Source organism: Phenylobacterium sp. (assembly GCF_044358365.1).
Lineage (GTDB): Bacteria > Pseudomonadota > Alphaproteobacteria > Caulobacterales > Caulobacteraceae > Phenylobacterium.
Window position 1 is genome coordinate 16,225 of the sequence record NZ_JBIKNZ010000010.1, and the last position, 25,814, is coordinate 42,038.

Genomic DNA, 25,814 nt, shown 5'->3' on the forward strand with positions numbered 1-25,814 from the left:
CTCATTGTGCGACCTTCGGGAGTTGGTCTGCGTATTGGTCCCACCCGGCTACCAACGCCTTCACGACCGGCTGCCCGACCCGATAGGCGGCCTCAACTCCGGCTTCCAGCCCACCTGGCGCGAAATCGAACACGGGATCGGCGCCCGGGGCTGCGGCGGTATAGTTGCTGGCGGTTCTCAGGACCAGAACCCGTCGCCGATCCACACGCCCTGAGGGGCCCAGGAGGTCGAGCGCGTCCATCACCTGATGATCCTCACAATCCGACATCGCGAACTGGCCCTGGCCGTCGGTCCAGATCCGGACCCAGTCGCGAGCCCAGGCAGTGCGCCTGTCTCCGTGCCAGAATCTCGCGGTCCCGATCACGTCGCCGATGTAGACCTTGGGCGGCTGTCTTGCCGCCGCCGCGACATAGTTGGTGCGTGCGGCCTGAAGCTGCGGGTTGTCGGCCAGCGGTGTTGTGTGCGTCAGGCTGTAGGCCCAGTCCACCAACCCGGGATCCAGCTTCCAGGCCATTGCGCTTGCGCCGGCGGCCGATCCCTTCAAGCCGGGCTTGCGGGTTCCCAGCGAATAGATGCCCCAGGGCCAGTCGGCCGGCGCTTCGCGATCGTCCATGTCGTGGGCGGCGTCGGCGTCCACGACCCACCGCGCCCATGCCGCGCTGCCGATGGAGCCGGATGCAGGGTCAACCCCGGCGATGCCGGCGATCAGCCAGTACGCCTTCGACGTGTCAAAGCGCGGGTCGAGCGCCAGTGCGGTCACGCTTTGACGTGATCGGGCGTTCATGCCGGCCAGCACCAGCACCACGCCGTCCGGGGATACCCGCACGGGATGCTCGATGCCTGGGACCTTGACCTTCTCTGTGAAGGGATAGCGCTCCGCCCAATGCTGGAACTCGCCGGCGACATCGCCGGTCTCTTCACCAACCTCGAACATCGTCAGCACGACCACCTTGACGGTCACCGGCTTTGCCAAGGCGGGAAACGGCGCAAGCAAGGCCGCAATCAGCAGGAATGGTCGAAACACGCGAGGCCCTCTAGCAAGGGCTCGTTATAGGCTGCCAAGCCGTATCCCGGGCAAGTCCTGAGACGTCATTTCGGCTATTAGCCAGATGGCCTGCAAGAAAGGTATGCGCGACCACGCGGTCATCGCCCAGGATCGACAGGATGAACAGGGTTTCAGCCAGGCTTGCTGCGCCTGCAGTGCGCCGGGCCAGTAGCGGCGTGGCCGCCAGATCAAGCACCAGAAAATCCGCCTCCTTGCCTGGCTCAAGGTTGCCCACCCGATCCTCGATATGCAGCGCCCGCGCGCCGGCCAGGGTGGCCAGATAGAAGGCATGCAGCGGGTCCAGGGCGTCGCCGGAAAGCTGACCCACCTTGTAGGCCTCCCCCATCATCGAAAGCATGGAGAAACTGGCTCCGGCTCCAATGTCTGAGGCCAGCGCCGTGTTGAGCCCGCAGGCGCAGGCTCGCTTCAGTCGGAACAGACCGCTGCCCAGCATCAGGTTGGAGGAGGGACAGAAAGCCACGGACGCGCCGGCCTTCGCCAGCCGTCTCAGCACGTTTTCGTCGCTGTGCACACAGTGGGCGAACACCGAGCGCGACCCCACAAGGCCGTATCGCGCATAGACGTCCAGGTAGTCGCTCGCGTCGGGGAAGAGCTGCGCTACCCGGGCGATCTCCTCCGTGTTCTCCGACATATGGGTGTGGACCAGGATGTCGGGATGGGCCGCAGCGATGTCGCCGGCCATGGCAAGCTGGCCCGGACTGGACGTGACGGCGAAGCGCGGCGTCACGGCGTAGCCCAGCCGTCCGCGCCCGTGCCAGGCGCGGATCAGCGCTTCTGAGTCCTCGCGACCACGCTCGATCGTGTCTGTCAGGCCCTCTGGCGCGTTGCGATCCATCAGCACCTTGCCGCCGATCAGGCGCATGTTACGGGCCAGAGCAGCCTCGAACAGCGCCTCAACGGATGTCTTGTGGACCGAGCCGAACACCAGGGCGCTGGTGGTTCCGTTCGCCAGCAACTGATCCAGGAAGAAGGCGGCCGCCGTATCGGCATGAGCGCGCTCAGCGAAGGCCTGCTCCGTCGGGAACGTATGGTTCTCCAACCAGTCGAGGAGTCGGGCGCCCCAGGCGGCCATCACATCGGTCTGGGGGAAATGAATGTGAGCGTCGATGAAGCCTGGCGTGATCAGATGGCCGGGGAAATGGGTAACTGGCACATCAACGGGCAGAGTGACGCGAAGGTCATCATACGCGCCGAACGCGGCCACATGACCGTCTTCCACCACCAGCAAGCCATCCGGATGATGGACAACGGCTTCCGGCGACCCGGACGGGTCGTCGAGGGTGTGGAACAGGGCGGCGCGGTAGGCGTGGCGGCTCATAGGGTTCCCGGAGTCCGGTCAGGGTTAACTGTATGGCAGTCATAGCCCGAGCCAGGTCCGCAGTCCCGCGACGCCTTTTCCTCACCTCTGCGCGGCGCGCTGCGGGAGGATCGATAGATCGGGAACGGCGGCGCCCAGGTCGTCGAGCGTAGCGCCTGCGGCTCGGGTCGCGGTGCGCAATATCACGCGTTCGAGGCCGGCGATCACCGCCACGGCGTCGGACTGGCCAAGTGGAATTGCCCGCATCGCCAGGCCGGTGAGATGGGCGGCAAAAGCGTGAAGCCAGGCCGCCAGGGCAGGCTCCAGCGGAATTCCAGCGGCGCCGGCGGTCGCCCCCACAGCCACCGGATAGGGCGCGCTCAGTATCGGCGGCGGATTCCAGGCAGCCACCGCGACAAGAAACGCCTCGCCCTGCGCCAGACTCTCCCGACGCCTGTGAGGCGAAGTGATCTGCTGTTCGGCAAGGGCGGCGATGCGCTCCAGAGCCACGTGATCCTCGGCGGTGACTGCAATCCAGGCGGCGCGCGCCAACACGGCGTCGGTCCAGCCCGATCCATGTTCAATCAGGTTGGAGATCCAGGCTGTGAGATCCCGAGTATCGGTGACGGTCCTCTCGCGAATGGCTGCCTCCAGGCCATGGGCATAGCCAACGGTTCCCGCTGCAAAGGCGGGGGTCAGCCAGGTCAGGAGCCGAAGAAGGCGGGATTCGGACGGGATCATGACAACCCCTTTGCCTCGCCGTCACACGTCGGCGCGCTTCGGTTCAGTGGGGAGGGGGTGAGTGGAGTCACTCAATCAGGTTGTACCCTGCCTGCGACGTGTCCAGCGGCGAGAGCGAGCCAATGACAGGTCCCCTTGGGGCGCCCATTATTCAGGCGCCGCCTTGATTGAAGCGCCCGGATCCCGGGGGACAGGGTGTCCGGACAGTTTCGATGACAAACCGGGCGCCGGAGAACGGTTTTGCCGAAAACCTGCGCGTTGAGGTCTTCCTCGAACATGTTTCGGCCAATCCGATTGCTTGCGCGGCAATCGAAGTCAGGTTGGAGAGGCCCTCTCAGGGCGTTCTCCTTTCTCAACTTCGCGCCGGGCGGGATCCCCGCCCGGTGTATTTTTGAGGCTCAGGGTCGCATCAGGGCGTCTATCTCATCGGCGTGCAAGCCAGCTGCCTCAAGCACCTCTCGGGTATGCTGGCCCAGTTTTGGCGCAGCCCGTCCCACGGGCGGCGCGCCCTCGGGGAAGCGGGCAGGGGCCGCTGGCGCGCGGAACGAACCGCCCCAGCCGTCCTCGACCGTCACGAAGCAGCCCGCCGTTTCCGCCATCTCGGAGGCGGCCAGTTCGGCAAGCGTGGCCATGGGCGCCCAGGCCAGATCCTGCTCGTCGAGACGCGCGCCGGCTTCGGCCAATGTCAGCTTCGCGAACCCTTCGTCGCACATGGCGCGGACCTCGCGTGTGGTCTCCATGTCAACGATGGGCGGTTCAAACCGGGGTTCCGCCAGGACCTCCGGGCGATCAATCACCAGCATCATCTTCATGAAGCAATCCAGCGTCCGTGGCACGATGCAGAGCCACCGGTCGTCAGCGGTCCGGAAGAAGCCGGAGATGCCGCTCGGCCGGTCGTTTCGCGCCTGGGTGGTCACCACCTCGCCATATCGAAGCTGCAGGCCCAGGTCCCAGCCAATGGCATAGGCGCCTGCGCGGATGAGGCTGGTTTCGACCAGCCGCCCGCGCCCGGTGCTGGTCCGCTCGTGCAGGGCCGCGAGTACCGCCGATACGGTCGCCAGCGCCGTGACGTGGTCGCCGAAGCCCGGGCGCGAGGAGAACGGCTCCTGATCCGGCGGGATCATCGCACGCGCCATGCCGCTGCGCGTCCAGAAGGCGGTAATGTCAAAGGCGGCGACGTCCGCTTCCGGGCCCGTCAGGCCATAACCGGTGACGGCTGCGTAGATCAAGCGGGGCATCGCGGCCTTGACGCTTTCGTAGTCCAGACCGAGCCGTTTCAGTGATCCCGGGCGGGTGTTTGTGATGAAGATGTCTGCCTGACTCATCAGCAGCTTCAGGGCGTCGCGGCCCTGCGGCGTGCCGATATCGAGGACAACACCCTTCTTGCCCCGGTTCTCGTTGCTGAAGATGGGATTGCCGGGACTCTCGGCCGAGTCGGGCTGGAAAGCCCGGGTGGCGTCTCCCGTGGGGCTCTCTACCTTGACGACATCGGCGCCCCAGTCGGCCATGACAGCTGCGCTACCGGGGGCGGCGACCCACGTCGCCATCTCCACCACCTTTAGTCCCTGCAGCAGCATGTCTGTCTCCTTCGGCTTGCGGAGCCCAGACTATGTCAAAGCCTCGAAGGTTGCGCGCCTGAGAATCTCGGGACCGCCGGAGTTGAAACGACCCCTTCAGGCCTCTTCCGCGACGACGCAGACCAGTTCGACGATCTTTCGGCGGACCGAAGCTTCGGTGATGCGCGGGAAGGCGGCCATCAGTTCGATTCCGTCGGTGGACAGCAGGAAGTCCTGGGCGGCGCCGCGTTGAGCCGCGGCCGACTCGCGATCACTCAGGCCGTCATAGAAGAAGGACACGGGCGTGCGCAGTGCAGTCGCGATTTCCCAGAGCTTTGAGGCGCTGACGCGGTTGGCTCCACGCTCATACTTCTGAACCTGCTGGAAAGTGATCCCGAGCGATTCGGCGAGCCGCTCCTGGCTGACCCCCATCTCCTTGCGGCGCAGGCGGATGCGCAGGCCCACGTGCGAGTCCACTGGATGCGGTCCATCACCTCGCCCGCCATCACCTCGACCGCCATCACCTCGCCCACCATCGACGACGCCGGCCGCGGCCACGTTCGGGCCGTCCTGTCCCAATTCGATTGTCATGTTCCCCGACCCTCAACAAAGACGACGCGCGATTTCCCGTTCATGCAGCTTTTACGAAAGCATCCCCTGAAGAGTACGGCCTTGGGTTGTGACATTTGTGTCGCAATGTGAAATGCCGAGCTACTCATTTTGGGGTGATGCAATCCATCTCCGTCGCACCGCAGGATGCGAGATCCAGCTCGCGATCCCATTCCAGAAGAACGCCGAACTCCGCCAGGCCGGAAAACAGCTTTTGCAGATGGCCTTGATTGGCCAGCGCGAACTCGGCCAGGCGCAACAGATAGTCGGCAGACATCCGGATCACCAGTCTCACCGGCGGGTGTTCGGGCTCAAATGGCAGGCTGTTGGGACGGGCCAGATCCGTCAAAAGCCCGATGCCACGCAGTCGGAAGTAGAGGGTTCTCACCAGATTGTAGTTGCCCTCTGCGCTCATGCGATAAAACGCCGAGTTCAGGGGCGCCTGCGGCAGGATCACACCCTTTGGCGTAGGTTGCAGAATGCCAGAATTTATCAGCGCCATGATCCGGCGCCGCGCCGTTTCGTAAGGGACCCGCAGCGAACTGGGGATGGCATTTATGCTCACTGGACGCCGCAGATCGTCTGGCGGCGTCTGATCAAGCGAGGCGTATGCGCGTTGCAACTCAGGCTCACGTGAAACGGGCATAACGTTGGCCTGGCTGATGGCCAACAACGGAAGGCCATCGATCACGTCTTTTCCGAAGCCTCCAAGCTTCACCAGATCCAGCGCGAAGCCGTTTGCGAGGCTTGCTGCAACCCGAACGGTGCTGTTTGCCAGCGCTTGCGCCATGTTTGCCGGGATTCCGAGCGTCTGTTTGGCGTACAGTAGACCATGGAATGCCGCAGTTCGCATTACATTGTTGGTTGATCGGCAATCACCCAAAATTCTACGGGGTTTGCCCCCCGGCTTTCGCGTTCTACAAAGCCAGCGCATGGCCGAAGCCTTCAATGACCTGACCCTCCCGGACGAGAAAGCTCGCCGCTATGAAGTCGTCGCAAAGGAAATCGCGGCGGTGCTGGCGGGCGAGCCCAATGTGGTTGCGCGCATGGCGACGGTCACGTCGATGCTCGCAAACAGCTTCGATCACTACTTCTGGACGGGATTCTATGTTGTCGATCCCTTAAGGGGCGACGAGCTGGTTGTGGGGCCCTACCAGGGTACGCTCGGCTGCATGCGGATCGCCTTCGGACGCGGCGTCTGCGGAACGGCGGCGGCAACAAGGACGATCCAGCTGGTGGAAGACGTGCACGCTTTCCCCGGTCACATCGCCTGCGACGGACGTTCGGCCAGCGAGATTGTGGCGCCGGTGTTTGGGCCAGACGGGGCGTTGATGGCCGTTTTTGACGTGGATTCCGACAGACCTGCCGCGTTCGACGCTGTGGATCGGGACTGGCTGGAGCGCATCCTTGCGGCCACGTTCTCCCACCCCGTCTGACAGGCAGGGCGCTCCGCGTTGTCTTACGTTGCGGCGCCTTCGGTAGGCTGGTTTTTGTCGCGCCCGGAAGGCGCACTGCGAACGGAGCATTCCCATGGCCGAGGCCTATATTGTCGCCGCAACCCGCACCGCCGGAGGCCGCAAAGGGGGCCGCATGCGCGGTTGGCACCCCGCGGATCTGGCCGGAAGCGTGCTGGACGAGCTGATCGTCCGCACCGGGATCGACCCGGCCGTTGTCGAGGACGTGATCATGGGCTGCGTCACCCAGGCTGGCGAGCAGAGCACCAACATCGCGCGCAACGCGGTGCTGGCGTCCAAGCTACCCGAAAGCGTACCCGGCACCTCTGTTGATCGTCAGTGCGGATCCTCTCAGCAGGCGCTGCAGTTCGCGGCCCAGGCGGTGATGAGCGGCACCATGGATGTCGTGATCGCCTCGGGCGTCGAGAGCATGACCCGCGCCCCGATGGGCATGTCGGTGATGCTTCCTGCCAAGGCGGGCATGGGCGTGCCCAAGAGTCCGCGCATGGAAGACCGCTATCCCAACATCCAGTTCAGCCAGTTCGCCGGCGCCGAAATGGTCGCGGCCAAATACGGCCTGACCAAGGATCAGCTCGACGAGTACGGTTATCACAGCCACCAGCGTGCCATCGCCGCCACCCAGGCCGGTGCGTTCCGTGATGAGATCCTGGCGCTCGACGGCATGGACGCCGAAGGCAATGCCGTCCGCCACGACAGTGATGAAGGCATCCGCTACGACGTAAGCCTGGACGGTATGCGCGGCGTGAAGCTACTGCAGGAGGGCGGCCGGATCACGGCGGCCACGTCTAGCCAGATCTGTGACGGCGCTTCGGGCGTGATGGTGGTCTCGGAGCGCGCGCTCAAGGAACACAACCTGACCCCCATGGCCCGCGTGCATCACCTGTCGTTGCTGGGCCATGACCCGGTGATCATGCTGGAAGCCCCGATCCCGGCGACCGAGCGGGCGCTGAAGCGGGCCGGAATGTCGATCGACGACATTGACCTTTTCGAAGTCAACGAAGCCTTTGCTTCTGTGCCGGTGGCTTTCATCCAGAAGCTGGGCGCCGATCATGCCAAGGTCAACGTCAACGGCGGCGCCATTGCGTTGGGCCACCCGCTCGGCGCTTCGGGAACCAAGCTGATGACGACGCTGCTCTACGCCCTGCAGGCGCGCGGCAAGAAGTACGGCCTGCAGACCATGTGCGAAGGCGGTGGCCTGGCCAACGTCACCATCGTCGAGAGGCTCTAGCCCTTTGGTCGGACGCGTCATCGCCATTACTGGCGCGTTCGGCGTTCTCGGGTCCGCCGTGGCGAGGGCTGCGGCGGCGCAGGGTGCAAGGCTGGCGCTGATCGATTTTGCGAAGGCGCCGCCGCCGGATTTGCCGGATGGCCCGGATGTTCTGGTGCTCGGCGGCGTTGACCTCACCGACACGATCGCTGCGGGTGCGGCGGTCGACGCGGTCGCCGACCGTTTTGGCGGTCTCGATGCGCTGCTCAATATTGCAGGCGGATTCAGGTGGGAAACGCTGGAGGCCAGCGGGTTCGACAGCTGGTACAAAATGTTCCTGATGAATGTCCAGACGGCGGCCAACATCAGTCGTTCAGCGACGTCCCACCTGCGCCGTAGTTCCGCTGGTCGGGTCGTCAACGTCGGCGCCAACGCGGCGCTCAAGGCCTCGCTTGGCATGGGGCCATATGCGGCCTCGAAGGCCGGCGTCCACAGCCTCACGCAAAGCCTGGCTGAAGAGCTGAAGGCCGATGGTGTCACGGTCAATGCGGTGTTGCCGTCGATCCTGGACACGCCAGCCAACCGGGTCGATATGCCCCAGGCCGATTTCGGCAGTTGGGTCGCGCCGGACGAACTGGCGGCTGTAATCCTGTTTCTCGCCAGCGAGGCCGCCAGCGGGGTGACCGGTGCGCTGATCCCGGTAACCGGGCGGGTTTAAGGACTGCGCCGGATCGGCCGGGTCTGCCCTTCGCATTTCACGGCTGTAACTGATCACCCATAGCTCGATCCTGCGAAGTAGGAGAGACTATCGGCAGGGAGGGGACCCCAATGCTGGGTTCTATGATGCTGGCGGCGGCAACGGCAGCCGCGCCTCAGGCGGCGCCCGTAGCGTCCGCACCGTCGACTCCGCTTGCGGCGGATGCGGCGCGTGGGGTCATCGCCTATCCCCCGAGCTTTTTCGCGGAATCCCAGCCAGCCAACGCCTACGACATGGTTTTGCGGGTTCCCGGCTTCGCCTTCGACAAGGGCGCTGCTGTGCGTGGCCTCGCCGGCGCCGGCGGCAATGTCCTGATCGACGGTCAGACGCCGGTTTCCAAGACCGATTCGCTGGACGAAATCCTAAAACGCATTCCTGCAGGCGGCGTCGAGCGCATCGAGCTGATCCGCGGCGGGGCGCCGGGAATCGACATGGAAGGCCGCACCATACTGGCCAATGTGGTGCGTCGTCAGGCTGCCGGGTTTCGGGGCGCCGTCTCACCGGCTCTGTTCTTCGTCTACAATGGAAGGGTACTGCCGAGCCTACGGTTCGAGGGGCAATGGAGCTGGCCGGGCGGGCGCTCGGCGGAGTTCAGCCAGGTGTTTGGCAGCGGGCACATGCCTAACCCGGACCTCGGCGTCGGGCCGCGAACCCGATACAACGCCGACAACACCGTGCGCCTGAAATCCCAGGTCGAGGCCTTCGGCTTTGGCGTTCGGATGTACACCAACGGCGCTTACGAGACGCCTCTGTTGGGTGGCAAGGTGCGGCTAACGGGCACTTTGCAGGTCAACCCTGGCTGGACAGAGATCTACGACCACTATCGCAGCGCCGCGGGGCTCGAGTACCAGTTCAACGACATCCAGCGAAAGCAACTGGAACTCGGGGGGCGCTTTACCCGCGTCCTGAACGAGCACGTTTCTCTTGAAAGCGTGGCCTTCCAGTCGTTCGGCAAGCTTGTGACGGATGTTCGCTTTGAGGGGCCGGGGCTGACCCGGGACTTCCTGTCGGACCGGAAGACCTCGGAGAGCGTCGGGCGGGTGCAGTTCCGGGTGAAAGGCTTTGCGGACCTGACCTTTGAAACCGGGGCGGAGGGTGCCTTCAACAAGCTGGATAGCGCGACGGACCTGACCGTTAACGATCGCGCCGTTCTGGTGCCTGCCGCCAACGTGCAGGTCGAGGAGTTGCGCGGCGAGGTGTTTCTGCGCGGGACCTGGCGGCCGTCGGCGGCGTTCTCCATGGATATGGGGCTGCGTCAGGAGGCGTCACGCGTCACGTCGGCGGGTGATGTCAGCCTGAAGAAGTCGCAAAACTTCCTGAAGCCCAGGGCAGCGATTACCTGGGTTCCTTACAAGAACGGCCAGGTCCGCCTGAGGGTGGAACGGGAAGTCGGCCAGCTCAACTTCGACGACTTCGTGGCGTCGTCGAATGTGGCCGCGACCGGTACGGTCGTGGCGGGTAATCCCGACCTGACGCCCCAGCAGGCCTGGGTCTATGAGGCGGCCTTGGAGCAGCGTTTCTGGGGGGCCGGATCGGCTGCCCTGACGGTGCGCCATTTTGCAATCAACGACACCGTCGATCGCGGCCCCGCACGCGACGCGTCCGGCGCGATAATCCGAAATCCGGTCACGGGACTGCCTGCCGCCGATCGCCCGGACAATATCGGCAAGGGGACCAAGACCGAAATTCAGGCCAGCGTGACCCTGCCGCTGGATCGCCTGGGCGTCCCTGCCGCCCAGTTGAAAACCCAGGCCACCTGGCGTGACACCAAGGTCACCGATCCGCTGGATGGCCGCTCGCGGGAGATCTCGGCGGCGCACCCTCTTGATTGGGAAGTCCACTACAGCCAGGACCTGCCCCGGCTAAATGCGACCTGGGGTGTCGACGTGATCGGCGGGTACCGCGAACGCTTTTACAGGCTGGCGGAGATCGAGACCCAGAAGTTCTCGCCCTGGGTGGTTCTGTTCACCGAGTTCAAGCCGCGCAAGGATCTGTCCGTTCGCATCGAAGCCAATGGCGTCACTTTCCGGAATTCCCAGCGCATCCGCGAGGTATTCATCGGGCCCCGCAATCTGGGCCGGCTGGACTACACCGACGTGCGCGATCTGGAATGGCGCGGCAGCGTGAACGTCCGGGTGCGCAAGACGCTGGGCGGTTAAGTCAATCCACTCACCGGTTGTTCGCCCAAGGCCTCGGCGGACATCACATCGTGGCCAGGAGGCCGCTCCAATGAAGCCGCAGTCTCCGGCATCCCGTTCCGCGACTTTCTGCGACATCGCCCTCCGAACAGGCTGGCCTATTCGCTCCGCCCTGGGGCGAACCTATTGCGCCGGCGTGAACCGCACCAACGTTTCGGCGTCCCGGTTCACCGCCTCGCGGCTGTAGCGCAGCGGCACGTAGCCGCCCGCTGCCCAGAGCGGGAACAAATCCCGATAATGCGGGCTCAAAGGGTCTCCGGATTGGCCCGGCGTGTTGATGGCCACGGAGTTGTCCCAGGCGCCGACATCCATCACGAACCGCACCGAGGCGCCGGCCGTCTGGCTGAAATCGCTCATGGAATAGGTGGCGGCGCGAGGCGATGAGGCGGACCCCGGGATCTGCAAGGGGCCGAGGCTCATCTGGGCAGCGAGTTCCGGTCCCGCCAGGGCGGCGCTGGCGGGTGTGAACCGCGCCACATGCAATCGCCCCCAGGCCCAGGTGGACATGTCCGGTCCCAGCCGGACCTTCAATTCTGCGACAGCGGCGGCCAGGCTCGACAACAGGATCGGGTCGCGGATGGCGGGCGGCGCAGCCTCGAGCCAGGTCAGGATCGGGTCAGGCGAACTGTTACCGATCATCTCCCGCACGGCCTCTGGCGCCGCGACGGCGACGGTTGCCCGTCCCAGATGCTTGTTGGCCCAGACTTCATAGATGGCGGCGGCGGCGCTATCGACCGCGAGGTTGCTATCCCAGGTCTTCAGGGTATCCAGCGCGCGGGCGACCTCGGGATCGGCCGAGGCCAATGTCCGGACAAGCGCGATCCCACGGCGAGACTGGGCGCTGACAGCATCGGTCTGCAGGGCCATGGAGTCTGCGAGGGTGCCCTTGGGCGTGGCGGCCAGCACTTCCTTGATCCGCACCGATCGGGTCGCGTCCGCCCATTCATAGCTCAGCTTGCGCTGCTCGCGCGGATAGTCGGCGGGCAGGTTCATCTCGTTGGCGGTGGCGAAGAAACCGGCCGCCGGATTGCGGCTGACCGGCAGGCCGCCATCCTCCAGAAAGCCCTTCCACTCATAGCGTCCGTCGCCCGGCACCGGGAAAAGTCCGTCCCAGTTGGGTCGCACCGGCGTGCGGCCCGCCGCCGACCAGCCCACCTCGCCGGAGGTGTCGGCATAGACGAGGTTCAGCGGCGGCGCGCCCCACTTGTTGCGGGCGGTCTGGAAGTCCTCCCAGCCCTTGGCGCGCCACATGCGGGCCGAGCCGAAATAGCCCGCCAACCCCGGTTCACCCCAGATGGTGCGTATCGCGAAGGCTCGGCCCCTGGCGGAGTCCTCCGACACCACTGGACCATGCCGGGTGAAGCGTAGCTCGACTTCGCGAGGCGCCTCGCCCTTGACCTCGATGGTCTCGCGGACCGTGGTCATCGGCGCCCAGCCGCCCTTGTAGCGGTAGGTGGCTCCTCTGGTTTCGTAGACGTAGAGGTCTTCCTGATCGATGTAGAAGATGGTGATGCCGAAGGCGGTGGTCCCGTTGTGGCCAAAGGAGATGCCCGGCAGCGCCGGCTCTCCAGCGCCGATGATAGACAGACCGGGCGCTTCCAGATGGGCGATGTAGCGCAGCGCTGGCACGCCTACGGGCCGGTGCGGATCATTGGCCAGGATCGGCCGACCTGTGGCCGTGCGCGCGCCCGAGATCGTCCAGTTGTTGGAGCCTTCCGCCGCCCGGCGATCGATCACCTCGGCGAGCTTGATGTCCGTGTCGACCTCGGCGGTCCTGGCGTCGGCCAGAGCCTTGAAGTTCACCGGCTCGGTCGCCAGCATATAGTCCTTCAGCACATCTGCCGGTACGTCGCAGGGGTCTAGGCCCTTGGGCACGCTCAGCTTGTGGGCGGGTTCCAGCTTGCGGCGCAGCGCGTCAGCTTCAACGCCGCCTGCACAAACCACGCGGGCGCGGGCCACCTCGGACGTCACGTTGGACACCAGCGCGTGGCTGCGGATGCGCAGCACATCCTCGGGCTTCCAGTCTTCGGGCTGGCTCTTCGTCAGGCCGAATTCGACGGGCAGGGGGCGCTTGCCAGTCCGGACCTCGGCGACATAGGCATTGATCCCGGCAGCGAAGGCCTCCACGGATTCACGCCCGCCCGGTCCATAGGCCGCCCATTCCACCGCCATGTCACCGCGATAGAGGAACAGTCGCGCCGCGCGATCCTGAGCCACATAGGCCGGACCCAGGCTGGCCGAAAGTCGACCCAGCCCGCGCTTTCGCCACAGGTCGATCTGCCAGAGGCGGTCTCGCGCCGCATTGTAGCCCTGGAGGAAAAAGGCGTCGCGAGCGCTCTGGGCATAGATATGCGGGATGCCCCACCGGTCGATGATCATTTCAGCGGGTTGGGCGAGCCCGGCCAGCGTGCGGTCTTCCTGCCGGACGGCGGTTGAAACCTCCGCGTGCGCGGCGCCAGCCAGCATCGTCAGCGCCGCCAGAAACCCTGTCCCCCGAACCATCGTCGCACTCCCCGTTTGGACCGAGTTTGAAACCATTGGACCCGCGCTGTCACGCAACGCTTGCGCTTACGTGCAGGTTATCCGTTAGGGTCGCTATTCATCGGGAGGATTTCACATGATCAGCTACGCAACCATCGGCACCAACGACCTGCAACGCGCGACCAAGTTCTATGACGCCCTGCTGGCGCCGCTGGGCGGCCGGCGCACCTTCGCCAACGGCGATCGCATGCAGTTCTACGGCAGCAAGGAAACGCCCGGGATGCTGGCGGTTAGCAAGCCCTATGACGAACAGCCGGCGACCGCCGGCAATGGCACGATGTTCGGCCTGCCCGCCGGCACAAAGGAACAGGTCGACGCCGCGCACGCCGCCGCCGTCGCCGCAGGCGGAACCTGCGACGGCCCTCCCGGACAGCGCATACCCACCTTCTACGGCGCCTATGTCCGGGACCCGGACGGCAACAAGGTCTGCATTTTCAACATGGGCTGACGGCGAAGGGCCGGAAATGATTGAAACGGCGCGCGTTCGTCTGCGGCCCTGGCGAGAGAGCGACCGCGCGCCGCTGGCCGCCATGCACTCCGACGAGGAGGTCATGGCGGACTATGGCGGTCCTCTGACCCGCGTCGAGAGTGATGCGAAGTTCTACCGCTATGCGGCTGCGTTTGAAACGCATGGCTTTTCGCGATTTGCGTTGGAGCGCCTGGATGGCGTCTTTCTGGGCTATGTCGGCGTGATGCCGATCTGGCTGACGCATCCGGTCGCGCCGGGCGTCGAAGTCGGCTGGCGCCTGGCGCGTTCCGCCTGGGGTGCGGGGTATGCCTCGGAAGGCGCCCGGGCCGCGCTGCGCGACGGCTTTCGGCGTCACGGCTGGGATGAGGTGCTCAGCTACACGGCGTCCGACAACATCCGCTCGCAGGCCGTGATGGCCCGCCTCGGGCTGGCGCGCGACCAGGGTCGTGACTTTATCGCCAACGACGACACAGCTGCCGCCTGGACCGGTTTGGTCTGGGTCGCGCGTCCGGATATGGATTGGTCCTGATGGCTCTTCAGCTGCTGAAACCGTCGCTGGAGACCCTGCCGGGGTTCGTCGACGCCCTGGAGCGCGGATGGTCGCGGGACAACATCGGTCTCGAGAAGACGATCAGTTCTGACCTGGCCTGGATCGCGCGCGACGCGGCAGGGTTCGTGGCCTCGCTGGACGATATAGAGGCCCGAGGCGCGCCGATCACGCTACCGGACGGCAGTCAGGCGCAGCGCCTGCCAGGGTACAATCGCTGGCTCTGGGATGGGGCGTTCTGCGGGTCGATCGGGTTTCGTTGGCAGCCGGGGACCAGTGAGCTGCCGGCGCATGTGTTTGGCCATATGGGCTATGCCGTCGTCCCCTGGAAGCGCGGCTGCGGTTACGCCAGTCAGGCGTTGCGTCTGCTGCTGTCCGACGCCCGCGCTGAAGGCCTGACCTGGGTCGAGCTGACAACGGATCCCGACAACATCGCCTCGCAGAAGGTGATCACCAACAATGGCGGCCATCTGGTCGAAGCGTTCGACATGCCACCGGCCTATGGTGAGGGCGTCAAGCTGCGCTATCGAATCCCGCTTTAGGCGTGGATGGCCGGCATCCGGTGCGCCCAGGGCCGCGCGACTTCCAACTGGTACGCCAGCTGGAATAACAGACCCTCACCGCCGACGCGGGCGGCGAACTGGGTACCCACCGGCAGGCCGCCGGGCGTCCAGTTGAGCGGCACGCTCATGGCAGGTGCGCCGGCGACATTGTGCTGAGTGGTATAGCCGACGTACTCGATGAGCCGCGCCTTGAGGGTTTCGAACGGCAGGTCCGGCCCGACATGACCCAGCAGGGGCGGCGCCCAGGCCAGTACGGGCGACAGGACAACATCGAACCGGTTGTCGATGAACCAGCGATCATAGGCACTGGCGGCCGCCTGAAGCTTCCGGATCGCTTGCGGCAGGGCGTCCTTGGGCGCCTTGGCGGCCATCTCGGCCATGCTCAGGCTGAAGCCTTCCAGCGCGTCTGGTCCGGGTGGGTGGCCCATGACCTTGGTGAGCGTTTCCGCCAGATCGGCCGCGCCGGCCGCCCACAGGAGCAGGAAGTCATCGATAAAATCCTGGCCGACGGGCCAGGCGGTCGGAATCACCTGGTGACCCAGGCTCTCCATCAGTTGCACCGAACTCTCGGTGGCAGAGCGAACTTCAGCCGAAGACGCGACGCCGGCGACGCCGTTCATGACCACGCCGACGCGAAGACGGCGTTTCAGCGGCGCGGTCACAAGGCCGACAGCGGGGAGCTGGGCGTTCGGACCTGGGTCTTCGGTCAATGCGAACATCGCGGCGGAATCTCGGACGCTGCGGCTGACCACATGTGAAACGTTGATGTTCGTGACCTGCGTGTCGCCGCGGGTTCCCAGCATGCGCCCGCGCGATGGCTTGAGACCAAACAGACCGCAGCAGGACGCCGGGATGCGAATCGAACCGCCGCCGTCGCTGGCGTGGGCGAAAGGGACCACACCTGAGGCCACGGCCACCGCAGCGCCGCCGGACGAGCCGCCCGAAGACCGGTCGGGGTCCCAGGGATTGCGCGTCGGCCCGAAGCCGGTCGGTTCCGTGGTCGGGAGAAACCCGAACTCCGGTGTTGATGACTTGCCGATCACATTGACGCCGGCCTTGTCGTAGGCGTTGATCAGCGCGTCCTGGCGCGTCGCTGGCGGCATCCGCAGCATGGTGCGCGAGCCCGAGCGCGTCGGCAGCCCCTTGTAGTCGTCCAGGTCCTTGATCAGGAACGGTACGCTGGCAAACGGTCCGGTCATCGCCGCGATCTCGCCGCGTTCAAGGGCGCGGTCGAAGTCCGAGGCCACGAGGAAGTTCAGTTTCGGCTGCAGGCGCTCCGCCCGAGCCACGGCTGCCTTTGCCGCCTCCAGCGCCGACATCCTGCCGGATCGAATCATCGCCGCCGTCTCCGTGGCGTCCGGCCAGGCCGACTTCAGGGCCGGGGTTTTGGCAAAGGCCTGGGCGGCCACGCCGGCAAGGCCAAGTCCGCCCAGGGCGCGACGTGTGATCTGGCTCATGTTTCTTCCTTGCAGGGCGTCGTTGCTTCCGGCCGAGGCACAGCTTGGCTACGTGAGCAACGACGCGCAATGACCAACGGCGCCATGGTCGTGCGGCGGCATGAACGGTAACGTTCGCCGGACAGAGTCGACAGGAGACAACGGCGTGGCAGATCCGGTCAGTCAGAAAACACCGGCCACGCCCGGGATGTCGCACCTGCGCGCCCGGCTTCGCGAGCTCTACTTCGGCGCCACGCCCGGCGCGATCCGCTTCCGCTACTGGGTCATAGCCGTTGATCTGCTGCTTATCGCCTTCTTCATCGCCTCACCTTTCCTGAAGGAGTACCCCGGCTATCTGGTCGTCGACTATGCAATCGCCCTCGTCATGGCGGTTGAGGTCAGCGCGCGCGCTCTGGCCCACGACAGACTGAAGGACTGGATCCGCAAACCGGCGACCTGGATCGATCTCTTCGTCCTGGCGACGCTATTGTTCCCGTTCTGGCTGTTCAACCTGGCGTTCTTGCGCGTGCTTCGCATCTGGTCGCTGTTCCACAGTGAGCTCTTCTGGACGACGATTGGACGCCGCTACGACGGAACGCGCTGGGAAGAGGTGTCCAAGGCGCTGTCGACCATGGTCACCTTCGTCTTCGTGGCCACGGGCTTTGTCTACACGAGCTTTGCCCGGACCCACCCCGGCATCGAGGGCTATGTCGATGCGCTCTATTTCACCGTTACGGCGCTGACCACTACCGGGTTCGGCGACATCACCCTGCCTGGCGTTTGGGGAAAGCTGTTGTCGATCATGATCATGATCAGCGGCATCACCCTTTTTGTGCGACTGGCCCAGACCCTGATCCGGCCCTACAAGGTCTACTTCCCCTGTCCCAGTTGCGGTCTGTCGCGGCATGATGCCGACGCGGTGCACTGCAAGGCCTGCGGCCTGGTGCTGAACATTCCCAACGAGGAATAGCCGCACAGCGATTTCCCACGGCCTTGAAAGGCTTTAAGGGTCCGGACGCGACATCGTGCGCCGAAGGGCAGGAGACCATGGCTTCCACGATCAAGGACGTGTCGGCTATCGCCGGGGTCTCGATGAAGACCGTCTCTCGCGTGCTCAACAAGGAGCGCTATGTCTCCGAGTCGACCCGGCTGCGCGTCGAGAAGGCGGTCGCGGAACTGAATTTCCGGCCCAGCGTTGCGGCGCGTATCCTGGCGGGCAAGCGCAGCTATCAGATCGCCCTGATCTACGACAATCACAGCCCTCACTACATTCACCAGATCCAGAACGGCGTCTGGGCGCGATGCATCGAGGAGGGAGTACGCCTGCTGGCCCAGCCCTCCGATGTGGCTTCGCCCAATCTGGCGCGCGAGATCGGCGGCCTGATCGACCAGACCCAGGTGGACGGTGTGATCCTTTCCTCGCCGGTGACGGACGCGCCGGGCGCGCTGGAGGAGCTTGAACAGCGCGGTATCCCCTATGTACGGATATCGCCTGGCACGGACTACGACCGCAGTTCGTCGGTTTCGATGGATGACGTGCAGGCGGCCGACGACATGACCCGGCACCTGATCGCGCTCGGTCATCGGCGTATCGGGTTCATCATCGGCCACACCAACCATACGGCCAGTGATCAGCGCCTCTTTGGATACCGTCGTGCCCTGGATCGCGCGGGGTTATCATTCGAGCCGAAGTACGTGCGGCCCGGCGCTTTTGATTTCGCATCAGGGGAGGCGGCGGGGGATGTGCTTCTGGATCTGGCCCAGCCGCCCACAGCGATATTTGCCAGCAATGACGACATGGCCGCGGGCGTGCTCACGGTGGCCCACCGCCGGGGACTTTCGGTGCCGGGCGACCTGTCCGTCGTGGGCTTTGACGATACCGCGCTGGCCAGCCAGCTCTGGCCGCCCCTGACCACGGTGCGGCAGCCGACGCGGGAGCTGGCCTATGCCGCCGCCGGGCTGCTGTTTGACGCCACCGACGAGGTCGTGCACCGCCGTCTCCCTCATGAGCTTGTGATCCGTGCGTCCACGGCAGGGCCCAGGGTAAGCTGACAAACTCCGGTTTCTCGCCCGGTCGTCTTGCCAACGTCACAAGGCGGGGCTTATCTGTATGACAGCGCTATCATACGATGAACCGTCGACTGTCGAACTCAGATAAGTGACTGAAAATGCCCCAGGGACCGCATCGAGCATGACGACCAGCATTCTACCTCAGCCTGCCGCCAGCCGACCGCTGTACGAGGGCGGTCCGATGGTTTCATCGGTCGCCTGGGGCATGTGGCGTTTTGCCGGCGACGACGTTGAATTAGCCTCAGCGCGCGTACAGGCCGCCCTCGACGCCGGTGTCACCCTGTTCGACACCGCCGACATCTACGGTCCAGACAACAACGAGCCCTTTGGCGCCGCCGAATTGTTGCTAGGCCGCGTGCTGGCCGCCAACCCGGCGATGGCCCAACACATGGTGATCGCCACCAAGGGCGGGATCAGCATGGGTGTTCCCTACGATTCAAGCGCCGGCTATCTGGCGTCGGCCATCGACGCGTCACTCAAGCGCATGGGCCTGGATCATGTGGCGCTCTGGCAGATTCACCGGCCGGACATGTTGACCCACCCGGCCGAGGTGGCGCGGGCCCTGGAAGCCGCGCACAAGGCCGGAAAGATCGGTGCGATCGGCGTGTCCAACTTCACGCCTTCGCAGGTCGAGGCCCTGGCCGCCCACAGCGCATTGCCCATCGTGAGCTGCCAGCCGGAATTCTCTCCGCTAGCGACGGCGCCGCTGAGCAATGGGATTCTGGATCAGGCGATGGCGCGCAACATGGCCGTGCTGGCGTGGTCACCGCTTGGACAAGGGCGTCTGGGCGACCCGAAGGACGCCCGCAGTCAGGCCGCCGCCAGGGCGCTGGATGTGAAGGCGGAAACCTTCGGCGTCTCCCGGGCGGCTGCGGCCTATAGCTGGATCATGGCTCACCCGGCGCGGCCGATCCCTATCGTTGGCACCCAGACCCCGGCGCGGATTGCTGAAATCCCCGACGCCTACAAGCCCGCCTGGACCCGGGCCGACTGGTACGAGGTTCTGGTCGCCGCCACTGGAGAGCCCCTGCCATGACCCGCCCGCCCTGCGAGATCAGCTGGTTCTCGGCGCTCTGCGATGACGACTATGAGTTTCTGGGCGTGCCAGACCCCATGCTGCGGTCCAGTTGGGAGCACTGCCGGGACATCGTGATGCAGGCCGAGGCTGGCGGGTTCGACAACATCCTGTTGCCGTCGGGCTATGAACTGGGCATTGACACCACCGCCTTCGCCGCCGGGATCGCGCCGTTGCTGAAGCGCATGCGCCTGCTGATGGCGGTGCGGATCGGCGAAATGTGGCCGCCGCAGCTGGCCCGTCAGATCGCCACCATTGACCGCATGTTGGGCGGTCGTCTGACCGTCAACATCATCTCCTCCGACATGCCCGGCGAGAAGCTGGCGTCAGCGCCGCGCTACGCCCGCACGGTCGAGGCCATGAGCATCCTGAAGACCATGCTGAATGGCCAGCCGCTGGATCACGATGGCGAATTCTGGAAGCTCAAGCTGGACCCGCCCCGGATCGGTACACTCTCGGGCAAGGCGCCGCTGTTGTACTTTGGCGGCCTGTCCGAGGACGCTCGCGAGGCCGCCGCCAAGGGTTGCGACGTCTTCCTGATGTGGCCGGACAAGAAGGAAACCATTGCGGCCATCATCGCCGATATGACCGCGCGCGCCGCCAAATACGGGCGGACGCTGAGGTACGGCTACCGCGCCCACATGATCGTGCGCGACACAGAGACCGAGGCCCGCGCCGCCGCCGACCGGCTGCTCTCGAAACTGGACGCAGCGACCGGCGACGCCATCCGCGCCAAGTCGCTGGATTCGACGTCGGTCGGCGTGCAGGCGCAGGCCGCCCTGCGCGAGGCCGCAGCAGCCGATGACGGTTACGCCGAAGCCAATCTCTGGACCGGCGTGGGCCGGGCCCGCTCAGGCTGTGGCGCGGCGATCGTCGGCGATCCAGACCAGGTACTGGCCAAACTCAACGACTACCGCGACATGGGTATCGAGGCATTCATCCTGTCCGGCTATCCACACGCGGCGGAGGCGGACCTGTTTGCGCGCCATGTGTTGCCGAAGATCGACCACGGGCCGCTGGTCTGAGGGGGTGGGTCGCCTAGGCGACTGAAGCGGCGTATTAGCGTCGGTGTCGAAAGAGATCGAACCCGCAAGCCCATTGAGCCAGTTCCAGCCCCATCGCCTTTCCGTCGCCCCCATGATGGACTGGACGGATCGCCATTGCCGGGTCCTGCATCGCACCCTGACGGGGCGAAGCCTGCTCTACACGGAGATGGTGACGACCGGAGCGGTGCTGCATGGCGACCGGCGGCGATTGCTGGGCTTTGATCCTGCCGAGCACCCGGTAGCCCTTCAGCTCGGCGGTTCGGACCCAAAAGACCTCGTCGCGGCCGCGCGCATCGGCGAGGCGGAGGGGTACGATGAGATCAACCTGAATGTCGGCTGTCCTTCGGACCGGGTTCAGTCGGGGCGGTTCGGCGCGTGCCTGATGCGCGAGCCGGAGCTGGTGGCCGAGTGCATGGCGGCCATGGGTGCGGCGGTGTCGGTCCCGGTGACTGTAAAGTGCCGAATCGGGGTGGATGACCAGGACCCGGAGGAGAGCCTGTTCCGGCTGGTGGAGCTATCCTCGCAAGCCGGCGTGAAGCTGTTTGTGGTGCATGCGCGCAAGGCCTTGCTGAAGGGGCTGTCGCCAAAGGAGAATCGGGACGTGCCGCCGCTGAACTATCCGCTGGTCTGGCGGTTGAAGCGGGAGCGGCCGGATCTGACCATCGTTATCAATGGCGGGATCGGTTCGCTGGACGAGGCAGAGGCGCATCTGGCTCATGTGGACGGGGTGATGCTGGGCCGGGCAGCCTACCATACCCCAGCGATCCTGGCCGACGTAGACGCCCGCATTTTTGGTGGGTCGGCAGGACAGGGCCCGTTTGAGGCGGTGGAACTCTACAAGGACTATGTGGCCCGCGAACTGGCGCGCGGTACGCACCTGGCTGCCATGACACGCCACATGCTGGGACTGTTCCACGGCGCGCCCGGCGCCCGAACCTGGCGGAGGATCCTCACCGTCGAGGGGGTGAAGCCGGGGGCGGGCCTTGAGGTGATTGACCAGGCGTTGGCCGCGGTCTCAGGGCTGCAGGCGCAGCGTGTCGCGAGTGGCTTCGAAGCGGGTGAGGCGGCCCAGATAGCTCATGCCCAATAGGGACACGTCCAGCCCCTCGGCTACAACCAGAGCCTTGACGTCCTTAAGCCGGGCGCCGTCGATCGAGACCGAGGTTAGGGTGACCGCCGCGGCCCGCGTTGAGCCCGTAGCCGTGGTGACATTGTAGCCGTACTTCAGATCCGCCGGCTTGAAGCCCAGCTTTTCCGCATCGGCAGGCGTCAGCGCCACAGCGGTTGCGCCGGTGTCCACAAGAAACCGAACGGGCTGGCCGTTCACGTCAGCGTTGGCCCAGAAATGGCCGTCGGCGGCCTTGGCGACCGCGCCGGTCCCGGACTTCGGGGCGGAAGGGGCAAAGCCCTGAACCTCGAAGCGGGCGATTCGCAGCGGCGCTGGGTCCATCGCCGCGACAGCGCTGGCTCCTGCCATCGCCGCCAGAGTGGACGCTACGATCAGTTTAACGAGAGAAGACACCCGACATCACCCGGAGAAGCGACCATTTCGGCCAGGCTTGCGGGCGGGAGGCTAGGACATCGAGGTTGGGAAGCCGTGAACCGGCAGGGTTTCCGAGGTGTAAACTCAGAACATCGCCAGCTTCTCGGGGCGGATCAGGCGGCGTCGGTCGGGTAGAGAGGCCATGATCGCGTCGCGCTCGGCGTCATCAAGGCGGCCCCAGGCAGCAACCTCGTTAAGCTTGCGATAGCAGCCCATGCAAAGACCGCTCTCGCCGTCGACGACACAGACCTTGATGCAGGGGGTCTTTATGGGGGCAGGGGCGGCGCTCATCCGGGAATAGCGTAGGTGACATTGGCCTGGGCCGCCAGCCGGTCCGGGCTCTCGGTCCAGATCCGGATGTCGCAGACGGCCAACCTGCGGCCCAGCCGCAACAGTTCCGCTTCGGCATGCATGTCGCCGGGCGGGGCGCCGCGCAGGAAGCTCATGTTGAGCTGCGAGGTCACCGCCATGAGCTGATCGCCGATGTGCGCCAGCACCAGCGCGTAGGCCGCCGAGTCGGCCAGCGACATCAGTGTCGGGCCAGAGATCACGCCGCCGGGGCGCAGCAAGCCCTCGCGGTAGGCGCCGGTCATGGCGATGCGACCCGGCATGACCGAAGTCACCAGAATTGTCTGCGCCTGTCCCGCGCCGGGAAAGGCTCGGCGGAAGAGGGCGTTGAGCTCATCGACGTCGAGCTTCGGTGTGAAGATGGCCATGCTGCTTTCTGAGCCCGGAACCACTGGTGTGACAAGAGCGATGTCACACATGTAACGTGCACGTACCATTATTCATCATTAATCCAGAAATACAGATTATTTCTGGTTGTTCATTTGAATATGGAGATGAAACAAGTTCTTTTTCTCCCTGTTTCGAAGGAGAGTCTGAATGAAGTTCGCTGTTTTTGCGCTGATCGCCACCACGCTTGCCGCCGGCTCGGCCTCAGCCACTGAGAGCATGACCGACCTGCAGTATATCAAGGCCAACCGTTGCAAGGGCCTGGCCACCACGCTCAGCACAGCCGTCGACCCCGCGGCCATAGAGGCGTTCATCAAGGCTGATCGCGGGGCGCGGATGCCCTACGTCCAGGAACGCGCGTCAAACGAATTTCAACGCGCCAGGCGAGAGGCCAGGAGCGAAGACCGCAAGGCCCGCCTGACCGCTGAACTCACCGGTCCCTGTCGGGCCTTGATGACGCGCGGGGCTGAAACGTCGAAGCAATAGACTCCACGCCGAACTAGCCAGCATTCAGCCAACGCGCCGGTCCGCCGGCGCGTTTTTTCTTTTCGCGGCAGGGGTAGCGGTGCGGCGGCATTCAACCCTAAGCTTCGCGTCAACGATCTGAGGGGCGCGGAATGCTCGGAATTGTCATGGCAGTGACGCTTCAGGCGGTTGACGCGGCCGAGCCTGCAGTAGAACCAGTAAGCCCTCGCTCTACGTTGTGGCTCAGATCGCCCGGCCCCCAGGATTTCCGACGGGCGCATCCGAAGTCCGCTGAGAAGGAGTTTCTTTCGGGGCGCGCAACACTGGCGTGTGACGTTGGTTTGGACGGCGGCCTTGGTGGTTGTGCTGTGGACGAGGCGGACCCGCGTCAAGCTGGCTTTGAACAAGCCGCGCTCAGCTTGAGCCCCTACTTCACGATGCGCTCTGACTTGCCGACAGGGTCAGATCGTGCAGACCGCAAAGTACGAATTCCGCTCTACTTTCGATTGCCCGATGATCTCCGCGCAAATCCGATCGGTGTCGACCATGCGGTCGTCAAGGCCGGCCATGCCTCGTTGAGTTGCCGGTACAGGGCTTTGCGGCTCGACAACTGCTTTGTGGAGTCCAGCACATCGGGGTCGGCATCCACCGCAGCGATGCAGTTGGCAGGGGCGACTACCTTGCCGGCAACCCCGCGCAAGATGGGGAGAATGTCTATTGTCTTCGAGTTCAAGGACCCGAACGCGACCGTGCCAGGCCCTGGCCTGGCGAGCATCATCACCGTGCCGGACTGGATTCGGAAGCCAACTTTCGCGGACTTAGTTCGAGTTTACCCTGCTGGGGCGCTGCGGCGAGAAATTGATGGCATGGCGATGACAAGCTGCAAGGTTGCTGTCGGTGGCACGCTCACTGACTGCCAGGTGCTTGAGGAGGCTCCAGCCGGTGTGGGCTTTGGCAAGGCCGCGCTCGAACTCATGCCAAAATTCCTGATGCGCCCCATGACAAGAGATGGACAGCCGGTCGAAGGCGGGACCGTCCGGATTCCGATACGCTTCTCAACGCCGCGTTAAGCTCCGTTCCGCTTACGTAAGGGTCATCTTTTCACCCGCCCGACATACGGGTATAGGCATTCGCCATACACATACGCTGTAAGCCAGCCTGCGGAGGACGCTCATGAACCTCGATTTCACGCCTGAAGAAAACGCCTTCCGCGACGAGGTCCGGGCCTTCATCAAGGACAACTATCCCGCCCGGTTGCGCGCCGCCCAGGACGAGGGCCGGGCGCTCACCAAGGAAGAGTATCTTCTCTGGCACAAGGTGCTGGCCAAGAAGGGCTGGCTGGCGCCTTCATGGCCCGTGGAACACGGCGGTACCGGCTGGACGCCCACGCAGAAATACATCTGGTCCGAGGAGACCGCTCGCGCTGACTGCCTTGGCATCCTGCCCTTCGGCGTGTCGATGCTGGCTCCGGTTCTCTATACCTTCGGCACCGAGGAGCAGAAGAAGCGTTTCCTGCCCGACATCTACAACGGCAACATCTGGTGGTGTCAGGGCTACTCCGAGCCGGGCGCCGGATCGGACCTCGCCAGCCTGAAGTGCAAGGCCGAGCGGATGACCGCCGATGACGGTAAGGAATACTACATCGTCAATGGCCAGAAGACGTGGACGACCCTGGGCCAGCATGCGGACTGGGGCTTCTTCCTGGTGCGGACGGACCCGGACTCCAAGCCGCAGTCGGGAATCTCGTTCCTGCTGATCGATATGAAGGCGCCGGGCATCTCGGTGCGCCCGATCATCACCCTGGAAGGCGGTCATGAGGTCAACGACGTCTTCCTCGACAATGTGAAGGTGCCGGTCGAGAACCGCATTTTCCACGAAAACCAGGGTTGGACCTGCGCCAAGGCGCTTCTGGCCCATGAGCGCAGCGGCATCGCCGGCGTGGCGCGCTCCAAGCGCAACCTCGAAAAGCTGCGCACCATCGCTGGCACCGAGCGTTCGGACGTGGGTGGCTCGCTGATCGACGAGGCCTTCTTCAAGCGCAAGGTAGCCGAGCTGGAAATTGACCTGACGGCTCTGGAGTTCACCGAGCTCCGCACCCTGGCCGGTGAGAGCAGCGGCAAGGGCCCCGGCCCGGAAAGCTCGATCCTGAAGATCAAGGGCACCGAGATCCAGCAGCGCCTGCAGGAGCTGGCGCTGGAGGCGGTGGGCCACTATGGCGCGCCGTTCCTCCGCGACCTGCAGGGCAACAATCTGGGTATCGGACCGGACTATTCTGATGGTCTGGCCGGCGAGATGTTCAACGGTCGCAAGACCTCGATCTACGGCGGTTCGAACGAAATTCAGCGCAACATCATCGCCAAAGCCGTTCTGGGCCTCTAAGCCACCTTCCACAAGAAACGACCTGACGGAGTAACGCAC

The 25,814-nt window shown here is 64.9% G+C and carries 26 protein-coding genes; 15 read left to right on the forward strand and 11 right to left on the reverse strand.

Annotation, left to right across the window (positions count from 1 at the left end):
- Position 1: 1 nt before the first annotated feature.
- From ACIQ3B_RS04635 to ACIQ3B_RS04660, 6 genes are all read right to left on the reverse strand, one after another.
- On the reverse strand, positions 2 to 1,024 hold the full coding sequence (locus tag ACIQ3B_RS04635) for a purine nucleoside permease (protein WP_397400155.1): 1,023 nt from the start codon (positions 1,022 to 1,024) through the stop codon (positions 2 to 4).
- A 10-nt stretch (positions 1,025 to 1,034) separates the two neighbouring features.
- The gene (gene guaD / locus ACIQ3B_RS04640; RefSeq protein ID WP_397400156.1) at positions 1,035 to 2,384 is read right to left on the reverse strand and encodes a guanine deaminase; all 1,350 of its coding nucleotides are present in this window, start codon (positions 2,382 to 2,384) and stop codon (positions 1,035 to 1,037) included.
- 81 nt (positions 2,385 to 2,465) lie between these two features.
- Positions 2,466 to 3,104 (reverse strand): urease accessory protein UreF, encoded by a 639-nt coding sequence (locus tag ACIQ3B_RS04645; RefSeq protein WP_397400157.1) that lies wholly within the window; start codon positions 3,102 to 3,104, stop codon positions 2,466 to 2,468.
- Positions 3,105 to 3,502: 398 nt separating this feature from the next.
- Positions 3,503 to 4,681 (reverse strand): CaiB/BaiF CoA transferase family protein, encoded by a 1,179-nt coding sequence (locus ACIQ3B_RS04650; RefSeq protein WP_397400158.1) that lies wholly within the window; start codon positions 4,679 to 4,681, stop codon positions 3,503 to 3,505.
- A gap of 96 nt (positions 4,682 to 4,777) precedes the next feature.
- Positions 4,778 to 5,092 (reverse strand): helix-turn-helix domain-containing protein, encoded by a 315-nt coding sequence (locus ACIQ3B_RS04655; RefSeq protein ID WP_397400209.1) that lies wholly within the window; start codon positions 5,090 to 5,092, stop codon positions 4,778 to 4,780.
- A 283-nt stretch (positions 5,093 to 5,375) separates the two neighbouring features.
- The gene (locus ACIQ3B_RS04660) at positions 5,376 to 6,059 is read right to left on the reverse strand and encodes a hypothetical protein (RefSeq protein ID WP_397400159.1); all 684 of its coding nucleotides are present in this window, start codon (positions 6,057 to 6,059) and stop codon (positions 5,376 to 5,378) included.
- 142 nt (positions 6,060 to 6,201) lie between these two features.
- Between ACIQ3B_RS04660 and ACIQ3B_RS04665 the strand changes: the two genes are divergently transcribed.
- From ACIQ3B_RS04665 to ACIQ3B_RS04680, 4 genes are all read left to right on the forward strand, one after another.
- A complete protein-coding gene (locus tag ACIQ3B_RS04665) occupies positions 6,202 to 6,705 on the forward strand; it encodes a GAF domain-containing protein (protein ID WP_397400160.1) in 504 nt (167 codons plus the stop codon).
- 94 nt (positions 6,706 to 6,799) lie between these two features.
- Complete coding sequence (locus ACIQ3B_RS04670) at positions 6,800 to 7,972, forward strand: acetyl-CoA C-acetyltransferase (protein ID WP_397400161.1); 1,173 nt, start codon at positions 6,800 to 6,802, stop codon at positions 7,970 to 7,972.
- Between the two features lie 4 nt (positions 7,973 to 7,976).
- Positions 7,977 to 8,669: an SDR family NAD(P)-dependent oxidoreductase gene (locus ACIQ3B_RS04675; RefSeq protein ID WP_397400162.1), complete on the forward strand. Its 693-nt coding sequence runs from the start codon at positions 7,977 to 7,979 to the stop codon at positions 8,667 to 8,669.
- A 110-nt stretch (positions 8,670 to 8,779) separates the two neighbouring features.
- A complete protein-coding gene (locus tag ACIQ3B_RS04680; RefSeq protein ID WP_397400163.1) occupies positions 8,780 to 10,867 on the forward strand; it encodes a TonB-dependent receptor plug domain-containing protein in 2,088 nt (695 codons plus the stop codon).
- 162 nt (positions 10,868 to 11,029) lie between these two features.
- On the opposite strand, the gene ACIQ3B_RS04685 is transcribed toward ACIQ3B_RS04680, so the two are convergent.
- Complete coding sequence (locus ACIQ3B_RS04685) at positions 11,030 to 13,408, reverse strand: penicillin acylase family protein (RefSeq protein ID WP_397400164.1); 2,379 nt, start codon at positions 13,406 to 13,408, stop codon at positions 11,030 to 11,032.
- 115 nt (positions 13,409 to 13,523) lie between these two features.
- Here ACIQ3B_RS04685 and ACIQ3B_RS04690 point away from each other — a divergent pair, with 115 nt between their 5' ends.
- Genes ACIQ3B_RS04690 through ACIQ3B_RS04700 form a run of 3 tightly spaced genes read left to right on the forward strand, consistent with a single transcriptional unit; the run spans position 13,524 to position 15,005 of the window.
- Complete coding sequence (locus ACIQ3B_RS04690) at positions 13,524 to 13,895, forward strand: VOC family protein (RefSeq protein WP_397400165.1); 372 nt, start codon at positions 13,524 to 13,526, stop codon at positions 13,893 to 13,895.
- Positions 13,896 to 13,911: 16 nt separating this feature from the next.
- The gene (locus ACIQ3B_RS04695) at positions 13,912 to 14,445 is read left to right on the forward strand and encodes a GNAT family N-acetyltransferase (protein WP_397400166.1); all 534 of its coding nucleotides are present in this window, start codon (positions 13,912 to 13,914) and stop codon (positions 14,443 to 14,445) included.
- Positions 14,445 to 15,005, forward strand: a complete 561-nt coding sequence (locus ACIQ3B_RS04700) for a GNAT family N-acetyltransferase (protein WP_397400167.1) — start codon at positions 14,445 to 14,447, stop codon at positions 15,003 to 15,005. The genes ACIQ3B_RS04695 and ACIQ3B_RS04700 overlap by 1 nt, the downstream gene beginning before the upstream one ends.
- Here the strand turns inward: ACIQ3B_RS04700 and ACIQ3B_RS04705 are convergent.
- Entirely contained in the window at positions 15,002 to 16,483 is a 1,482-nt protein-coding gene (locus ACIQ3B_RS04705; RefSeq protein ID WP_397400168.1) for an amidase, read from the reverse strand. The two genes, ACIQ3B_RS04700 and ACIQ3B_RS04705, sit on opposite strands and share 4 nt — an antisense overlap.
- 145 nt (positions 16,484 to 16,628) lie before the next feature.
- Between ACIQ3B_RS04705 and ACIQ3B_RS04710 the strand changes: the two genes are divergently transcribed.
- The 5 genes from ACIQ3B_RS04710 to dusA all read left to right on the forward strand — a co-directional run bounded on the left by ACIQ3B_RS04710 (position 16,629) and on the right by dusA (position 21,743).
- Positions 16,629 to 17,432 (forward strand): potassium channel family protein, encoded by an 804-nt coding sequence (locus ACIQ3B_RS04710; RefSeq protein WP_397400169.1) that lies wholly within the window; start codon positions 16,629 to 16,631, stop codon positions 17,430 to 17,432.
- 77 nt (positions 17,433 to 17,509) lie between these two features.
- The gene (locus ACIQ3B_RS04715; RefSeq protein ID WP_397400170.1) at positions 17,510 to 18,514 is read left to right on the forward strand and encodes a LacI family DNA-binding transcriptional regulator; all 1,005 of its coding nucleotides are present in this window, start codon (positions 17,510 to 17,512) and stop codon (positions 18,512 to 18,514) included.
- Between the two features lie 139 nt (positions 18,515 to 18,653).
- Positions 18,654 to 19,568 carry an aldo/keto reductase family oxidoreductase gene (locus ACIQ3B_RS04720; RefSeq protein ID WP_397400171.1) on the forward strand — a complete coding sequence of 305 codons (915 nt, stop codon included), beginning with the start codon at positions 18,654 to 18,656 and terminating at the stop codon, positions 19,566 to 19,568.
- Positions 19,565 to 20,632 (forward strand): LLM class flavin-dependent oxidoreductase, encoded by a 1,068-nt coding sequence (locus ACIQ3B_RS04725; protein WP_397400172.1) that lies wholly within the window; start codon positions 19,565 to 19,567, stop codon positions 20,630 to 20,632. Before ACIQ3B_RS04720 ends, ACIQ3B_RS04725 begins: the two co-directional genes overlap by 4 nt.
- A gap of 73 nt (positions 20,633 to 20,705) precedes the next feature.
- Positions 20,706 to 21,743, forward strand: coding sequence for a tRNA dihydrouridine(20/20a) synthase DusA (dusA, locus tag ACIQ3B_RS04730; RefSeq protein WP_397400210.1), 1,038 nt, complete (start codon positions 20,706 to 20,708; stop codon positions 21,741 to 21,743).
- On the opposite strand, the gene ACIQ3B_RS04735 is transcribed toward dusA, so the two are convergent.
- The 3 genes from ACIQ3B_RS04735 to ACIQ3B_RS04745 form a co-directional block, all read right to left on the reverse strand.
- Positions 21,669 to 22,175, reverse strand: a complete 507-nt coding sequence (locus ACIQ3B_RS04735; protein WP_397400173.1) for a TIGR02281 family clan AA aspartic protease — start codon at positions 22,173 to 22,175, stop codon at positions 21,669 to 21,671. The genes dusA and ACIQ3B_RS04735 overlap by 75 nt on opposite strands.
- Positions 22,176 to 22,280: 105 nt before the next feature.
- Entirely contained in the window at positions 22,281 to 22,487 is a 207-nt protein-coding gene (locus ACIQ3B_RS04740; protein WP_397400174.1) for a DUF1289 domain-containing protein, read from the reverse strand.
- A complete protein-coding gene (locus tag ACIQ3B_RS04745; RefSeq protein WP_397400175.1) occupies positions 22,484 to 22,912 on the reverse strand; it encodes a PaaI family thioesterase in 429 nt (142 codons plus the stop codon). Before ACIQ3B_RS04745 ends, ACIQ3B_RS04740 begins: the two co-directional genes overlap by 4 nt.
- A 169-nt stretch (positions 22,913 to 23,081) precedes the next feature.
- Here ACIQ3B_RS04745 and ACIQ3B_RS04750 point away from each other — a divergent pair, with 169 nt between their 5' ends.
- From ACIQ3B_RS04750 to ACIQ3B_RS04760, 3 genes are all read left to right on the forward strand, one after another.
- Positions 23,082 to 23,417: a hypothetical protein gene (locus ACIQ3B_RS04750; RefSeq protein ID WP_397400176.1), complete on the forward strand. Its 336-nt coding sequence runs from the start codon at positions 23,082 to 23,084 to the stop codon at positions 23,415 to 23,417.
- Between the two features lie 131 nt (positions 23,418 to 23,548).
- Entirely contained in the window at positions 23,549 to 24,466 is a 918-nt protein-coding gene (locus tag ACIQ3B_RS04755; RefSeq protein ID WP_397400177.1) for a TonB family protein, read from the forward strand.
- A gap of 103 nt (positions 24,467 to 24,569) precedes the next feature.
- A complete protein-coding gene (locus tag ACIQ3B_RS04760; protein ID WP_397400178.1) occupies positions 24,570 to 25,775 on the forward strand; it encodes an acyl-CoA dehydrogenase family protein in 1,206 nt (401 codons plus the stop codon).
- Positions 25,776 to 25,814: the final 39 nt, after the last annotated feature.

Excerpts from the sequence above, each read along its gene's own strand:
- guaD (WP_397400156.1), bottom strand. The coding sequence starts at position 2,384 with ATGAGCCGCCACGCCTACCGCGCCGCCCTGTTCCACACCCTCGACGAC.
- ACIQ3B_RS04645 (WP_397400157.1), bottom strand. The coding sequence starts at position 3,104 with ATGATCCCGTCCGAATCCCGCCTTCTTCGGCTCCTGACCTGGCTGACC.
- ACIQ3B_RS04650 (WP_397400158.1), bottom strand. The coding sequence starts at position 4,681 with ATGCTGCTGCAGGGACTAAAGGTGGTGGAGATGGCGACGTGGGTCGCC.
- ACIQ3B_RS04655 (WP_397400209.1), bottom strand. The coding sequence starts at position 5,092 with ATGGGGGTCAGCCAGGAGCGGCTCGCCGAATCGCTCGGGATCACTTTC.
- ACIQ3B_RS04660 (WP_397400159.1), bottom strand. The coding sequence starts at position 6,059 with ATGGCGCAAGCGCTGGCAAACAGCACCGTTCGGGTTGCAGCAAGCCTC.
- ACIQ3B_RS04665 (WP_397400160.1), top strand. The coding sequence starts at position 6,202 with ATGGCCGAAGCCTTCAATGACCTGACCCTCCCGGACGAGAAAGCTCGC.
- ACIQ3B_RS04670 (WP_397400161.1), top strand. The coding sequence starts at position 6,800 with ATGGCCGAGGCCTATATTGTCGCCGCAACCCGCACCGCCGGAGGCCGC.
- ACIQ3B_RS04680 (WP_397400163.1), top strand. The coding sequence starts at position 8,780 with ATGCTGGGTTCTATGATGCTGGCGGCGGCAACGGCAGCCGCGCCTCAG.
- ACIQ3B_RS04685 (WP_397400164.1), bottom strand. The coding sequence starts at position 13,408 with ATGGTTCGGGGGACAGGGTTTCTGGCGGCGCTGACGATGCTGGCTGGC.
- ACIQ3B_RS04690 (WP_397400165.1), top strand. The coding sequence starts at position 13,524 with ATGATCAGCTACGCAACCATCGGCACCAACGACCTGCAACGCGCGACC.
- ACIQ3B_RS04695 (WP_397400166.1), top strand. The coding sequence starts at position 13,912 with ATGATTGAAACGGCGCGCGTTCGTCTGCGGCCCTGGCGAGAGAGCGAC.
- ACIQ3B_RS04700 (WP_397400167.1), top strand. The coding sequence starts at position 14,445 with ATGGCTCTTCAGCTGCTGAAACCGTCGCTGGAGACCCTGCCGGGGTTC.
- ACIQ3B_RS04705 (WP_397400168.1), bottom strand. The coding sequence starts at position 16,483 with ATGAGCCAGATCACACGTCGCGCCCTGGGCGGACTTGGCCTTGCCGGC.
- ACIQ3B_RS04715 (WP_397400170.1), top strand. The coding sequence starts at position 17,510 with ATGGCTTCCACGATCAAGGACGTGTCGGCTATCGCCGGGGTCTCGATG.
- ACIQ3B_RS04720 (WP_397400171.1), top strand. The coding sequence starts at position 18,654 with ATGACGACCAGCATTCTACCTCAGCCTGCCGCCAGCCGACCGCTGTAC.
- ACIQ3B_RS04725 (WP_397400172.1), top strand. The coding sequence starts at position 19,565 with ATGACCCGCCCGCCCTGCGAGATCAGCTGGTTCTCGGCGCTCTGCGAT.
- ACIQ3B_RS04740 (WP_397400174.1), bottom strand. The coding sequence starts at position 22,487 with ATGAGCGCCGCCCCTGCCCCCATAAAGACCCCCTGCATCAAGGTCTGT.
- ACIQ3B_RS04745 (WP_397400175.1), bottom strand. The coding sequence starts at position 22,912 with ATGGCCATCTTCACACCGAAGCTCGACGTCGATGAGCTCAACGCCCTC.
- ACIQ3B_RS04750 (WP_397400176.1), top strand. The coding sequence starts at position 23,082 with ATGAAGTTCGCTGTTTTTGCGCTGATCGCCACCACGCTTGCCGCCGGC.
- ACIQ3B_RS04755 (WP_397400177.1), top strand. The coding sequence starts at position 23,549 with ATGCTCGGAATTGTCATGGCAGTGACGCTTCAGGCGGTTGACGCGGCC.
- ACIQ3B_RS04760 (WP_397400178.1), top strand. The coding sequence starts at position 24,570 with ATGAACCTCGATTTCACGCCTGAAGAAAACGCCTTCCGCGACGAGGTC.